Here is a 12,628-nt window from a genome sequence, read left to right on the forward strand (position 1 = left end):
TCCCTTCGCTCCCCACGACGGTCGCGGGGCCGATGTCACCCGGGAGAACGGCTCGTCGGCCCGGGCGGTTCAGACGACCGTACGGCGACGACGCCCAGCTTGCGGATCCGGCCGACCCGCAGCCAGCGGGCCCACAGCCGGTGGCCGGTGACCAGGTCGTCGACCGCCTGCGGACCGATCCGGGCGGCGATCGCCCGTCGGTCCGCGACGAACGCGTCGGCCAGCGCCTCGGCTGTGGCGCGGTGGGCGGTGGTGTGCTCCTCGACGGAGGCGACCTCGAGCCCGACCCGCGCCAGACAGGTTCGCAGCTCCGCCAGCCGGACCGGCCACACCGTGTCGGAGGCGGGCATCGCGGCCTGCTCCGCCGATGACAGCGAGGGCCCCTCCTCGACCGTGACGACGAGCCGCCCTCCCGGGCGCAGCGCGGCCGCGACCGCCGCCAGCAACGGGCCCTTGTGCCGGAACGCCAGCAGGGTCTCGAGCAGCAGGACCACGTCGAACGGCCCCGGCGGGACGGGAGGGACCTCGGCCACCTCGAACCGGCACGGGAGGTCCCCCACCGCCCGGCGGGCCAGGGCGACGGCGGCCGCGCTGCGGTCGACGCCGAGGTAGTGGCAGCCCCGGGCGGCGGTGACCAGCCGGCCCGGGCCGGCCACCCCGCAGCACACGTCGAGGACCGTGTCGGCCGGGCCGATCCCGGCGCGCCGGGCCAGCGACAGGATCTCCCGGGCGCTCATGAAGCTCTCCTGGCCGACGTACTGTCCCGGGGCGTACGCCGTCCGCCGCGCCGGCTCCAGCGCCGCCGTCCAGGTCGCCCGGTCGTCCCTCACGGGACCGGGAGCCGTCGTCCGCCGAGAGCGCCCGCGTGCGCCCCTGCCCGGTGCCGCGCGAGCCACACCACGTCGCGGCCGAACGACTCCGCCAGCAGCCCGAGCGCCACCAGCAGCGCCGCGTCCGTCGGGACCGTCGGCAGCACGCCGGACGCGGCGACGACGAGGGCGATGCCCTGCACGGCCGTGACGACCTTGCGCCAGTCGCGTCGCGGGAGCGGGGCGCGAAGCCACGGTGCCACGACGCCCGCGCCCCAGAACGCGTAACGGGCCAGCCCGACCAGCAGCACCCATGCGCCGTGCTCCTGCGCCACGGGCACGGACAGCACGAGCAGCAGGAAGGCGTCGGCCTCGCCGTCGAACCGGGCACCGAAGCCGGTCTGGGTGCCCGTCGCGCGCGCCACCCGCCCGTCGACAGCGTCCAGCGCCAGGGCTGTGGCCGCCACGGTGACCAGCAGCGGCGTGACCTGGTCACCGAGCACTCCCTGCGCCACCAGGGCCGCGACCACGCAGGCGAGCAGGGCCCGGGTGAGGGTCACCAGGTCGGCGGGTCCCAGCACGCCCGGAGCCGCGTGCGCCACGGACGCGGTGACCAGGAGCCCGCCCGCGAGACCGGCCACCCAGGCGACGGTGTCCAGCGGCACCACGAGCGACAGGGCGGCGAGCAGGGCGACCAGCGCTCCGAGGGCCGCCGCGAGCGCCCGGGCCACCTGAACCACTGCCCCTCCTCCGTCGTTCGTCAGGAGGGAACGCCCGCGAGGGGGGTTCGGTTCACCGGGACGGAGGTGGCACGACGGCCGAGGTGGTCCGCGCCGACGCCGACTGGCTCGCGCTGCGCGAGCCGGCCGACGCCGCCGCCCGCTCGCTGGAGCTCGTGGACCAGCTGCTGCGCTCCCTCCCGGCCGGCCGGGTCCTGCGCCTCCACGACCTGGGCGGCGGGACCGGGTCGGTCGTCCGCTGGCTCGCGCCCCGGCTGCCCGGGCCCCAGCACTGGGTCCTGCACGACCGCGACCCCGAGCTGCTCGCCCGGGCGGCGTCGTACCCACCCCCCGCGGCCGCCGACGGCAGCACGGTGGTCGTCGAGACCCGGGAGGACGACGTCAGCCGCCTCGCACCGACGGCCGTCGCGGACGCCGACCTGCTCACGGCCTCGGCCCTGCTCGACATGATGGACGGCCCGGAGCTGGACCGGTTCGTCGCCGGCTGTGCCCTCCCGGGGTGCCCGGTCCTGATCACGCTCTCGGTCGTCGGCCGGGTCACCCTGGCACCGCCGCACCCGTGGGACGCGGTCGTCACCGACGCGTTCAACGCCCACCAGCGGCGGACCGTCGGCAGCCGGACCCTGCTCGGCCCGGACGCCTCGTCCGCCGCGGCCACCCGGTTCCGGGCAGCGGGCCGCGACGTCCGGGTGCGCTCCAGCCCGTGGCGGCTGGGCGGTGACCAGCGGGCCCTGACCGCGGACTGGCTGACCGGCTGGGTGGCCGCCGCGGTCGAGCAGCAGCCTGACCTGCAGGACGCCCTCGGTCCGTACCACCGGCGGCGGCTGGCGCAGGCCGCGTCCGGCGACCTGTCCGTCACGGTCCACCACGAGGACCTGCTCGTGCGGCCGCTCGAACGTCGGCGCTAGCCGACGGCCGCGAGGTCGGCGGCGGCCCGCTCGGCCCGTGCCTCGACGTCGGCCGGCACCGGGACCTCGCGCGCGACCCGCTGCTGCCACAGCTGAGCCGCGACCACCCTGGTCGCGGCCTCCTCGGCGCGCTCGCGGGTCACCTGGCCGCTCTCGATCGCGTCGACCACGAGCTCGTGCGTCTTCGCGGGGTCGACCGGCATCAGCAGCAGGTCGGCCCCTGCCCGGAGCGCGCGCACGGCCGGGAAGTCCCGGCTGAGCGCCGCACCCATCCCGAGGGAGTCGGTGATGGCCACGCCCTCGAAGCCCAGCTCGTCGCGCAGGTAGTCGTAGACCTTCGGCGCCTGGCTGGACGGCGTCCCGGGCTGCATCGCCTGCACGTCGAGGTGCGCCACCATGATCGCCGGCGCCCCGGCCGCCACGGCCGCCTCGAACGGCCGCAGGTCGCGGGCCCGCAGCTCCGGCATCGTGGAGCCGAGGACCGGGAGCGTCTCGTGGCTGTCGGCCGTCACGGCGCCGTGGCCGGGGAAGTGCTTGGTCGTCGAGACCAGGCCCGCGTCGTCGTACCCCTCCACCGCCGCCGCGACCGCGCGGGACGCGAGCGCCGGGTCACCCGAGGGCGACCGGGTACCGATCGTCGGGTCGGCAGCGCCGATGGTGACGTCGGCGACAGGCGCGAACACCCACGTGAAGCCGAGGTCGCGCAGCTCCAGGGACGTGGCGCGGGCCGCCTCGGTCACCACGTCGCGGCCGGCCCCGCCCTGCGCGACGGCGGCTCCGGCGAGGGCGAACGGCGGGAACTCGGTGGCGACGCCGCGCAGGTGGGAGACCACGCCACCCTCCTCGTCGACACCGATCACCGCCGGCCAGTCGCGGCCGTCGGCCGCGTGCGCCCGGCTCACCGCGGCAGCCGTGGCCCGGACCTGCCCCTCGTCGGCGACGTTCGTCGAGGTCACGCACACGCCCGCGAGGTGATGGTCCCGCACGAGCTGGGCCGGCACCTCCGGGTCGGTGCCCGCGTAGCGGCCCACGATCACCTGGCCGGCGAGCTCCTCGGTGGACATCGCGGACACCAGGTCGCGCGCGTGCTCGACCTCACCGACCGTCGGCCCCCACGAGGTGGGCCGGTCGGGGTCCGGGCTCGTGGCCGAGCCGGCCTCGCGGGGCGTCGGCTCCGGGGACGGGGCCGCGGAGCCGCCCGGGTCGGACGCGGAGCAGCCCGCCACCAGGACGCCCGCCAGCAGCGCAGGCACCATCAGGCGTCGGGCGGGGGTGGGCACCGGGTCACGCTAGCCGGTGGCCGGGGGGTCGAGGACGGCGGTCGGGTCAGGCGGCGAGCGAAGCAACCGCCTACCCGACCACCGTCCTCCGTGTGTCGTCGGCTGCGTGAGGACGACGACACACCCCTTCTCCTGCACCGTGTCCCCCGATCACGGCCGGTCCGCCCCCGTCGGATCGTCGCGGGAGAAGGCGACGTCCGTGGCGACCGGGACAGCCGGGACCGACGACGGGCCGGGAGGCGTACCTCGACCGGGTCGTCATCGGAGCCATCGGGATCCCTTCGCACGGACATCTGGTCTGCGGGTGCGCCGGGGTCCGGGGCGACGGGCGGGCTCACCGAGCGGGAGCCCTCGGCCGCTACCTTAGGCGGCCCTGTGGCGTATGTCCACGCCCACGGATGGGTACCGACCCCTCGGTGCAGGACTATCGTGAGACGTGGAGGTGGCTCGTCGTGCGCCAACCAGCACGCCCCACCACAACATCGGCGTGGGGCCTCGTCGCGGAGTTTGCGCGGACCCAGCGGCTCGGTGACGAGTCCACCCGGCTCGAGGCGCTGTGCGGAGCCGCCGCCGAGGTGCTCTCCGTGCCGGCAGCCGCGGTCACGAGCGCCGAGGGCGCCCACCTGGCCTCCGCGCCCGCGCAGCCCGCGCCCGTCGGCGTGCTCGACACCGTCCAGTACGCACAGCACTCCGGACCCGGCCTCACGGCGACCACGAGCGGCGTCGCCGTCCGGGTCGACGACACCCGTGCCGACGGACGCTGGCCGGCGTTTCTCGAGGCCGCGACGAGCGCCGGCTTCCGTGCCGTCCTCACCGTGCCGCTCACCCGCGGGGAGCGGGTCGACGCGTCCCTCAGCGCCTACTCGAGGTCACCCCGCTCCTGGTCCGACGACGACGAGGGGGCCGCGGTCGTGCTGGCGGCGATCGCGACGGCGTGGGCGACCGGCACCGAGGTGCTGCGTGAGCAGGCCAAGGTGGTGGCCCAGCTCCAGCACGCACTCGACTCACGGGTGCTCATCGAGCAGGCGAAGGGGGTGCTCGCGGCCGTCGAACGGGTCCGGCCCGACGCGGCCTTCGAGCTCATGCGAGGCCACGCACGTCGGCGCGGGATCCCGGTCCGCGAGGTCGCCGAGGCCGTCGTACGACTCGGCTTCCGGCCGCCGCCGACCACCTCCGCGAACCCATCAGGTGTCGACCCCGGCCGGGGAGTCCCGGAGGACTAGGCTCTGCTCGTGTCCGAGGGATCGCCCGCGTCGTCGCCCGCCTACGAGATCGTCGCGGTCGCCTCCTCAGCGGGTGGGATCAGCGCCCTCGGCAAGCTGCTCGGAGCTCTCCCCGCGGACCTCCCGGTGCCGGTCCTGATCGTCCAGCACCTCGATCCCCGGCACGAGACGGTGATCGCCGACGTCCTGCAACGGCGTGCCCGGATGCGGGTCAAGCTCGCCGAGGACGGGGAGACCGCGAGGCCGGGGATCGCCTACGTCGCGCCGCCGGACCGCCACCTCCTGGTGGGCGCAGACGGGGTGCTCAGCCTCTCGGGGAGCAACCTGGTCCACTTCGTGCGACCCTCCGCCGACCTCCTCTTCGAGTCGGTCGCGGGGGCCTACGCTGAGCGCGCGATCGCCTGCGTGCTGACCGGGACCGGGAGCGACGGCGCCATGGGTGTGACGGCCGTCCGGTCCCGCGGAGGCACGGTGATCGTCCAGGACCCCTCGACGGCAGAGTTCCGGGGAATGCCGGACGCTGCCAGCGCGACGGGTGAGGTGCACTTCCAGCTTCCGCTCGACGAGATCGCGCCGGTCGTCGAAGGTCTGATCCACCAGAGGAGGACGTGATGGGCGAGCAGGAGCACCAGTCCTCGGACGACGGCTCCGCGGACCACGACGGGGCGGGGCTGGAGGCGCTGCTGGAGTTCATCCGTGACGCTCGCGGCTTCGACTTCACCGGCTACAAGCGGTCGTCGCTGGCACGCCGCATCCGCAAGCGGATGGCGGAGGTCGGCCTCGAGTCCTGGGGCGACTACCGCGACCGGCTCGAGATCGACGCCGACGAGTTCCGGCTGCTGTTCAACACCATCCTGATCAACGTCACCAGCTTCTTCCGCGACGCCGAGGCCTGGCGACACCTGCAGGAGGAGGTCGTCCCGGAGCTGGTCGCCCGGACCGACCCCGGATCCGAGATCCGCGTGTGGAGCGCGGGCTGCTCCAGCGGTGAGGAGCCCTACTCGGTGGCGATCGTGCTGGCCGAGCACCTCGGCCTCGACGAGGCGCTGAGCCGGGTCAAGATCTACGGGACCGACGTCGACGAGGAGGCGCTCCACCAGGCCCGCACCGGGAGCTATCCGCTGAAGGCGCTCGAGAACATGCCCCAGGAGCTCCGCGACAAGTACTTCGACGGCACCGGGGCCGAGCGCAGCCTCCGCCCCGACCTCCGGCGCCGCGTGATCTTCGGGCGCCACGACATCACCCGCGACGCGCCCATCTCCCGCCTCGACCTGCTGGTGTGCCGCAACACGTTGATGTACTTCAACGTCGAGACCCAGAACCTCATCCTCGACCGGCTGCACTTCGCCCTCAACGAGGGCGGCTACCTCTTCCTGGGCAAGGCCGAGATGCTGCTGTCGGACAGCGACAAGTTCGAGGTCACCAACATGCGGCAGCGGCTCTTCCGCAGGCACCCCGGGGTCCCGGGACCGGACCAGCTGCCGCCCCAGGTGCGGATGGAACCCGTCACCGCTGTCGAGTCCCGGACGACCACCCGCAAGCGCCGGGTCCGGGACCACCTGGTCGACGTCACGCCGTACGCCGTCGTGGGCCTGGACGTCCAGGGCATGGTCGTCGCCGTCAGCGAGGCCGCCCGCACCGCCTTCGGGATCACCACCCACGACATCGGGCGCCCCTTCCGCGACCTCGAGCTCTCCTACCGGCCGGTGGAGCTGCGCTCGGTCATCGAGCAGGCCAACTCCGAACGCCGCACCATCCGGCTCTCCGGGATCGAGCGCCGCACCGCGGGGCCGGACTCGCAGTACTTCGACATCGTGGTACGGCCGATGAGCGGCGACGACGGGCTCCTGCTCGGGACCTCGCTGGCGTTCGTGGACGTCACGGTGCAGACCCGGCTGCAGCAGGAGGTCAAGCGGATCCGGGAGGACCTCGAGACCGCCTACGAGGAGCTCCAGTCCACCAACGAGGAGCTCGAGACCACCAACGAGGAGCTCCAGTCCAGCATCGAGGAGCTCGAGACCACCAACGAGGAGCTCCAGTCCACCAACGAGGAGCTCGAGACCACCAACGAGGAGCTCCAGTCCGGCAACGAGGAGCTCGAGACCATGAACGAGGAGATGCGGATCCGCACCTCCGAGCTCGACGAGGCGCGCGGCTTCCTCGAGGGCGTCCTCTCCAGCATCGGTGCCGGCGTGGTCGTGCTCGACACCCAGATGCTGGTCCGCAGCTGGAACGCCGCGGCCGAGGAGCTGTGGGGACTACGCGCCTCCGAGGTGATCTCCGAGCCGTTCTTCAGCCTCGAGTTCGGGCTGCCCGTCGCCGACCTGCTCGGCAGCGTCCAGGAGTGCCTGTCGAGCGGCGAGGCGTGCGACCCCGTGGAACTGCCTGCGGTGAACCGGCGCGGACAGTCGATCATCTGCGCCGTGACCTGCACCCCGCTGGACGGACAGGACGACGCCGGCGTGGTCCTGCTGATGGAGGCGGTGCCGCGCCCGCAGGCGTAGCCTTGGACGGTGACGTCGGACCTCGGGCGGCACCTGCACACCTGGGAGGCGCGAGCCGCCCTGGCGGAGGCGCGCGCCGAGGCCGAGGCGCGACGTGCGCGGCGGGCCGAACGGGTCGCCGTCGACGGGCCGGAGAGCCTGCGCGCACTGTCCGCCGAGCTGGCGGAGGTGCACCGACGCAACGAGGAGCGGCACCGCACGGCTGCGCGGATGCACAGGTCACTGGTGCAGCGGGCACAGCTCGCGGGCAGCCCGACCAGTGTCGGGCTGCTGCTGGCGCACGCCGTCGCGGACGCGTCCCGCTGCCCGAGCTCGGCGATTGTGCTGCTGGCGGACGACGGGTCGACGGCGGACTTCGTCGGCGCCGACGGGCTCGCGGAGGCCGCACAGGACCTGGAGTTCGTCCACGACGAGGGCCCGCTCCACTCGGTGTGCGCGCGGGGCGAGGCGCGGCTGCTCACCGGGCAGGACATCCAGCGGGAGTGGCCGCACTACGGGCAGGACCTGGCCGCACTGGGGATCAGCACCGTGGTCGCGGCGCCGCTGCGCGCCGGCGCTGCGGTCCTCGGGGCCGTCGGGCTGTTCGACCCACCCTCGGCCACGCTGGGCGGCGAGGAGCTGGCGGCCATCGCGGGCGGGGTCACCCCCGTCCTGCTCGACCACGCCGACGCCGAGGCCCGACCCGGGGGCGGAGCGGCGCTCGACGGGATGCGGATCATCCACCAGGCGGCGGGATTCGTGGCCAGCGACGTGGGGTGCGACGTACCAGCCGCCCTGGCCCTGCTGCGGGCGCGCGCGTTCGTGTGCGGGGAGCCGGCGGCCACGATCGCGCAGCGGATCCTCGACGGGGAGCTCCACCTGTCCCTCTGAGGTGCCGACCTCCGGGGTCAGCCGGAGCGCGCGCTGAGCTCGGCGTAGACCTCGGCCACCCGCTCCCGCAGGTGCTCGGGGGTCCCGGTGTTGTCGACGACGTACGTCGCGCTCGCCAGCCGCTCCTCCCGGGTCGCCTGGGCCGCGACCCTGGCCTCGGCCTCGTCGCGGGTCAGGCCGCGCAGCTCGACCATCCGGGCCACCTGGGTCTGGACCGGGACGTCGACCACGACGACGGCGTCGAACGCGTCGGCCTGCCCGGTCTCGGTGAGCAGCGGGATGTCGTGCACGACGACCGCGCCGGACGGAGCCTCGGCCTCGATCTCGGCCGCACGGGCCCGCACCCGCGGGTGGATGATGCCCTCCAGCACCCGTCGCCTGGCCTCGTCCCCGAAGACGATCGCCCCGAGCGCCGGACGGTCGAGGGCGCCGTCGGTGCCCAGCACCCCGGGACCGAACGCCTCGACCACGTCGGCGAGGCCGTCGGTGCCGGGCGCCACCACCTCGCGGGCCAGCACGTCGGCGTCGATCAGCACCGCTCCGAGGTCGGCGAGGATCGCCGAGACGGTGCTCTTGCCGGACGCCACGCCACCGGTCAGCCCCACCCGCATGTGGGGAACGCTAACGGCCCGACCCCGCTTTGCCGATTCCGGCCGCCGACACCCTGCGGACCGAGGAGCAGCGGGCACGCTGACCGTCACCGGCAGCGGCCGGGCGTCAGGCGGAACGGACCCCGGCGAAGGTACGGCGGTACTGCGCCGGGGACACCCCGCGCGAGCGGGTGAAGTGGTGCCGCAGGGCTGCGGCGTTGCCGAAGCCGACCTCGGCCGCGACCCAGTCGACGGAGTGGTCGGTCTGCTCCAGCAGCTCCTCGGCGGCCTGCAGCCGCTGCCGGGTCACCCACGCGTGGGGCGTGGTGCCCGTCTCGTCGCGGAACCGCCGCGCGAAGGTGCGCGCGGACATGTGGGACCGCCGCGCCAGCGTCTCGACGCCGAGGTCGTCGGCGAGGTGGTGGTTCATCCAGGTCAGCAGGGGGCCGAGCGTCTCGGCGTCGCAGTCCGGGACCGCCCGGGCGATGAACTGCGCCTGCCCGCCGTCGCGGTGGGGCGGCACGACCATCCGGCGCGCGGCCGCGGCCGCCGTCCGGGCCCCGAACTGCTGGCGCATCAGGTGGAGCGCCGCGTCGAGGCCGGCCGCGGAGCCGGCGCCGGTCACGATGGTGCCGTCCTGGACGTAGAGCACGTCGGGGTCGATCAGCGCCTCGGGGTGCCGGTCACGCAGCTCGTCGACGTGGCGCCAGTGGGTGGTGCAGCGGCGACCGTCGAGCAGGCCGGCCTCGCCGAGCACGAATGCCGCGGTGCAGTGGGCGAAGACGTGGGCGCCTCGCTCGTGGGCGGCGCGCACCAGCTCGACCACCTCGGGTGACGGGTCGAGGTAGCGCCGCTTCGGGGCGATGCAGACCAGGTCGGCGTCGGCCGCGTCGTCGAGGCCGTGGTCGACGTGGAGGTCGAACCCGCTGGCCCCGCGCACCCGGCCGGGCCGGGGCGTGGCGACCACGAAGTCGAACACCGGGTTGTCGTCCTCGGGGTGGTAGGGCTCGGCCCACACCTCGCACATCGACCCCAGCCCGAACGGCTCCGCGCCGTCCTGCACCACCACGGCCACTTTCCTCATGGGAGACAGCCTGACGCAGGAGTGGCAGAAAATCAATGCAGACTGTCATTTCTGCCACTGGTGGCGGAAACTGGACGAAGGAAGAATTCCTGCCATGAACACCGAAACCATCATTCTCCTGATCGTCGCCCTCGCCTCGCTGGCCGCGCTCGCCGAGACGCTCCGCGAGGTGTTCCACGACGGCCCTGCCGCGCAGGACCCGCCCCGTTCCCACCACGTCGACAGCCAGCTCGCGCCGCCCTCGTCCTGGGCCGCATGAGCCCGCCTGCCGCACGCCGACCCACCCACCCCGACGGCCCGCCCGGATGACCCGGGCGGGCCGTCGTCGTCCGCGCTGGCAGGAATCTGCCGTTCCGTGTCAACCACGACGGCTGCCGACGGCCCTATAACTGTCAGAAGGGGAGATCGGCCGGGGAGGATGCGGTGCGAGCGTCGGAGCGGGTGGAGTTCGAGTGGGTGTTCCGCTCGGCCTACCCGTCGGTGCTCCGCACGACGTTCCTGGTCCTGCACGACCGCGGACGGGCCGAGGAGGTCACCCAGGACGCGTTCCTGAGGCTGTGCGAGCGCTGGGGCGGCATCCGTCGGATCGACAACCCCGAGGCGTGGGTACGTCGGGTCGCGGTCCGCGCGGCCATCCGCACCGCGCAGCGGACCCGGTCGCGGTCTGCTCCCCCACCCGACGACGACCAGCCCTGGTGGGACGACCTCCCGGACGTCGACCTGGCCCGCGCCGTCGCCGCCCTCGCCCCGCAGCAGCGGGCGGCGGTGGCGCTGCACTATCTCGACGACCTGCCGGTCGACGAGGTCGCCCAGCACCTGGGCGTCACGACGTCGACGGTGAAGCAACACCTGTTCCGGGCCCGTGCCCGGCTCGCCAGCCTGCTGTCGGAGACCGTGGAGGTGGCGCACGATGTCGATTGACGAGCGGCTCCGGACCGGCCTGGCCCAGAACACCGACCACCTGCTGCCCGACCTCGAGGCGGAGCTCGAGTCGACGTACGACCGCGCGCGCGTCCGCGGGGTGCGGCGGGGAGCGGTCGCGCTCGCCGCGGTGGCCGCCGTCGCGACCGCGGTCGTCTGGTACGGCGACGTGCCCGCCCTTCGCGACGCCGAGCCGGTCGCGCCGGACCCGGCGCCCCGGTCGGCCACCGACCTGAAGGGCGTGCAGGGGTCGCTGGAGCCCGGGACCTACCGCCTGCGGACGTTCGGGGTCCAGAGCCGGCCGGTCTTCCAGGTCCCCGCGGGCTACTTCAGCAACGGCGGCTGGGTCATCGACGCCGGTGGCGGGTCCGAGCCGGAGCAGCTGGGCGCGGTCCAGGTCTGGCGCGTCGACCGAGTGCTCGACACACCCTGCCGACGACGCACCAGCGAGACCGTCGGACCGACCGCCGCCGACCTGGCCCGGGAGGTGGCCAGCCAGCGTGGCCCCAGCACCCGGCCGGTCCCCACCGAGCTCGACGGTCACCGAGGTTCCTACCTGGAGGTCACCGTCCCCGCGGACACAGACCTCGCCGCCTGTCCCGGCGGCGAGTACACGCTGTGGCTCACCGGTCGTGACTCCGGGCCCTGGCACTCCGACCGTCCCGGGATCGTCCACCACCTCTGGATCCTCGACGTCGACGGCACCCGCACCGTGGTCGTCGCCAGCAACTACCCCGACCAGCCCGCAGCCCAGCACCAGGAGCTGATCGACCTCGCCGAGTCCGTCCGCTTCGAGGCTCCGGGCTCCTAGGTCCCGCACACCAGCCACCACGACACACCACGACGCAAGGAGAATGCGATGAGCCCTGCCCGAGCACTGGTCGCGACCAGCACGGTCGCCCTGCTGGTCGCCCTGACCGGGTGCACCGGCGCCCAGCCCGACGCCCGGTCGGACAGCAGTACCGTGGCCGACGACCCGACGACGTCACCGGACGCCGAGACCCCCGCTGCGAGCCGGCCCACCGACCTGCGGGGCGTGACGGGAGCCCTGGAGCCCGGGACCTACCGGCTCAGGACGTTCGGGGTCCCGAGCCGGCCGGTCTTCGAGGTCCCCGACGGCTACTACAGCAACGGCGGCTGGATCATCGACGCGGGCGGCGGCTCCGAGCCGGAACAGCTCGGTGCGGTCCAGGTCTGGCGCGCCGACCGGGTCCTCCGCACACCGTGCCGTCGACGCACCGCCGAGACCGTCGGACCCACCGCTGCTGACCTGGCCCGTGCTCTGCACCGCCAGCTCGGCCCGGCCACCCGGCCGAGACCCACCGAGCTCGACGGACACCACGGGTTCTCCCTGGAGATCACCGTCCCCTTCGGCGTGGACATGGGCGACGAACCCTGTCCGGGTGGTGGTGAGTACACCCTCTGGCTCACAGGTGGCGACGAGGGCCCCTGGCACTCGGACCGGCCCGGGATCGTCCACCACCTCTGGATCCTCGACGTCGACGGCACCCGCGCCGTGGTCACCGCGAGCAACTACCCCGAGCAGCCCACGTCCCAGCACCGTGAGCTGATCGACATCGCCGAGTCCGTCCGCTTCCAGCCCGCGGCGTAGTCCGTCCTGCGGCTACGCGCGAGGGCCCGGCCCACCAGGTGGTGGACCGGGCCCTCGACGGCGTACGGGGTCAGCCGCCCTTCGAGA

Annotated in this window: 14 protein-coding genes; 9 read left to right on the forward strand and 5 right to left on the reverse strand. The window is 74.2% G+C overall.

Going from position 1 to position 12,628, the window contains the following annotated elements; translation table 11 throughout:
* Positions 1 to 35 precede the first annotated feature (35 nt).
* Both ACQ1X7_RS13190 and ACQ1X7_RS13195 read right to left on the reverse strand, forming a co-directional pair.
* The gene (locus ACQ1X7_RS13190) at positions 36 to 830 is read right to left on the reverse strand and encodes a class I SAM-dependent methyltransferase (RefSeq protein WP_432478658.1); all 795 of its coding nucleotides are present in this window, start codon (positions 828 to 830) and stop codon (positions 36 to 38) included.
* Positions 827 to 1,549 carry a CDP-alcohol phosphatidyltransferase family protein gene (locus tag ACQ1X7_RS13195; protein WP_432478659.1) on the reverse strand — a complete coding sequence of 241 codons (723 nt, stop codon included), beginning with the start codon at positions 1,547 to 1,549 and terminating at the stop codon, positions 827 to 829. The genes ACQ1X7_RS13190 and ACQ1X7_RS13195 overlap by 4 nt, the downstream gene beginning before the upstream one ends.
* Before the next feature lie 83 nt (positions 1,550 to 1,632).
* Between ACQ1X7_RS13195 and ACQ1X7_RS13200 the strand changes: the two genes are divergently transcribed.
* The gene (locus ACQ1X7_RS13200; RefSeq protein WP_432478660.1) at positions 1,633 to 2,457 is read left to right on the forward strand and encodes a hypothetical protein; all 825 of its coding nucleotides are present in this window, start codon (positions 1,633 to 1,635) and stop codon (positions 2,455 to 2,457) included.
* Here ACQ1X7_RS13200 and ACQ1X7_RS13205 read toward each other — a convergent pair.
* Complete coding sequence (locus ACQ1X7_RS13205; protein ID WP_432478661.1) at positions 2,454 to 3,737, reverse strand: glycoside hydrolase family 3 N-terminal domain-containing protein; 1,284 nt, start codon at positions 3,735 to 3,737, stop codon at positions 2,454 to 2,456. The genes ACQ1X7_RS13200 and ACQ1X7_RS13205 overlap by 4 nt on opposite strands.
* Positions 3,738 to 4,189: 452 nt before the next feature.
* Between ACQ1X7_RS13205 and ACQ1X7_RS13210 the strand changes: the two genes are divergently transcribed.
* Genes ACQ1X7_RS13210 through ACQ1X7_RS13225 form a run of 4 tightly spaced genes read left to right on the forward strand, consistent with a single transcriptional unit; the run spans position 4,190 to position 8,334 of the window.
* Positions 4,190 to 4,960 (forward strand): ANTAR domain-containing protein, encoded by a 771-nt coding sequence (locus tag ACQ1X7_RS13210; protein ID WP_432478662.1) that lies wholly within the window; start codon positions 4,190 to 4,192, stop codon positions 4,958 to 4,960.
* 9 nt (positions 4,961 to 4,969) lie between these two features.
* Positions 4,970 to 5,572 (forward strand): chemotaxis protein CheB, encoded by a 603-nt coding sequence (locus ACQ1X7_RS13215; RefSeq protein ID WP_432478663.1) that lies wholly within the window; start codon positions 4,970 to 4,972, stop codon positions 5,570 to 5,572.
* Complete coding sequence (locus ACQ1X7_RS13220; protein WP_432478664.1) at positions 5,572 to 7,464, forward strand: CheR family methyltransferase; 1,893 nt, start codon at positions 5,572 to 5,574, stop codon at positions 7,462 to 7,464. Before ACQ1X7_RS13215 ends, ACQ1X7_RS13220 begins: the two co-directional genes overlap by 1 nt.
* A 9-nt stretch (positions 7,465 to 7,473) precedes the next feature.
* Positions 7,474 to 8,334, forward strand: a complete 861-nt coding sequence (locus ACQ1X7_RS13225; RefSeq protein WP_432478665.1) for a GAF domain-containing protein — start codon at positions 7,474 to 7,476, stop codon at positions 8,332 to 8,334.
* 17 nt (positions 8,335 to 8,351) lie between these two features.
* Here ACQ1X7_RS13225 and coaE read toward each other — a convergent pair whose 3' ends face one another.
* Positions 8,352 to 8,945, reverse strand: coding sequence for a dephospho-CoA kinase (gene coaE, locus ACQ1X7_RS13230; RefSeq protein WP_432478666.1), 594 nt, complete (start codon positions 8,943 to 8,945; stop codon positions 8,352 to 8,354).
* 106 nt (positions 8,946 to 9,051) lie between these two features.
* Complete coding sequence (locus ACQ1X7_RS13235) at positions 9,052 to 10,008, reverse strand: GlxA family transcriptional regulator (RefSeq protein WP_432478667.1); 957 nt, start codon at positions 10,006 to 10,008, stop codon at positions 9,052 to 9,054.
* Between the two features lie 94 nt (positions 10,009 to 10,102).
* Here ACQ1X7_RS13235 and ACQ1X7_RS13240 point away from each other — a divergent pair, with 94 nt between their 5' ends.
* From ACQ1X7_RS13240 to ACQ1X7_RS13255, 4 genes are all read left to right on the forward strand, one after another.
* Entirely contained in the window at positions 10,103 to 10,267 is a 165-nt protein-coding gene (locus ACQ1X7_RS13240) for a hypothetical protein (RefSeq protein WP_432478668.1), read from the forward strand.
* A gap of 164 nt (positions 10,268 to 10,431) precedes the next feature.
* Positions 10,432 to 10,929 carry an RNA polymerase sigma factor gene (locus ACQ1X7_RS13245; protein ID WP_432478669.1) on the forward strand — a complete coding sequence of 166 codons (498 nt, stop codon included), beginning with the start codon at positions 10,432 to 10,434 and terminating at the stop codon, positions 10,927 to 10,929.
* Entirely contained in the window at positions 10,919 to 11,740 is an 822-nt protein-coding gene (locus ACQ1X7_RS13250) for a hypothetical protein (RefSeq protein ID WP_432478670.1), read from the forward strand. Before ACQ1X7_RS13245 ends, ACQ1X7_RS13250 begins: the two co-directional genes overlap by 11 nt.
* A gap of 48 nt (positions 11,741 to 11,788) precedes the next feature.
* Positions 11,789 to 12,541: a hypothetical protein gene (locus ACQ1X7_RS13255; protein WP_432478671.1), complete on the forward strand. Its 753-nt coding sequence runs from the start codon at positions 11,789 to 11,791 to the stop codon at positions 12,539 to 12,541.
* The last annotated feature ends 87 nt before the right edge of the window (positions 12,542 to 12,628 follow it).

Origin of the sequence: Nocardioides sp. GXQ0305 (assembly GCF_050880345.1) — a bacterium.
GTDB lineage: Bacteria > Actinomycetota > Actinomycetes > Propionibacteriales > Nocardioidaceae > Nocardioides.

Bases quoted from the DNA above. Each gene is read 5' to 3' on its own strand.
- ACQ1X7_RS13255 (WP_432478671.1), top strand. From the start codon at position 11,789: ATGAGCCCTGCCCGAGCACTGGTCGCGACCAGCACGGTCGCCCTGCTG.
- coaE (WP_432478666.1), bottom strand. From the start codon at position 8,945: ATGCGGGTGGGGCTGACCGGTGGCGTGGCGTCCGGCAAGAGCACCGTC.
- ACQ1X7_RS13235 (WP_432478667.1), bottom strand. From the start codon at position 10,008: ATGAGGAAAGTGGCCGTGGTGGTGCAGGACGGCGCGGAGCCGTTCGGG.
- ACQ1X7_RS13240 (WP_432478668.1), top strand. From the start codon at position 10,103: ATGAACACCGAAACCATCATTCTCCTGATCGTCGCCCTCGCCTCGCTG.
- ACQ1X7_RS13250 (WP_432478670.1), top strand. From the start codon at position 10,919: ATGTCGATTGACGAGCGGCTCCGGACCGGCCTGGCCCAGAACACCGAC.
- ACQ1X7_RS13220 (WP_432478664.1), top strand. From the start codon at position 5,572: ATGGGCGAGCAGGAGCACCAGTCCTCGGACGACGGCTCCGCGGACCAC.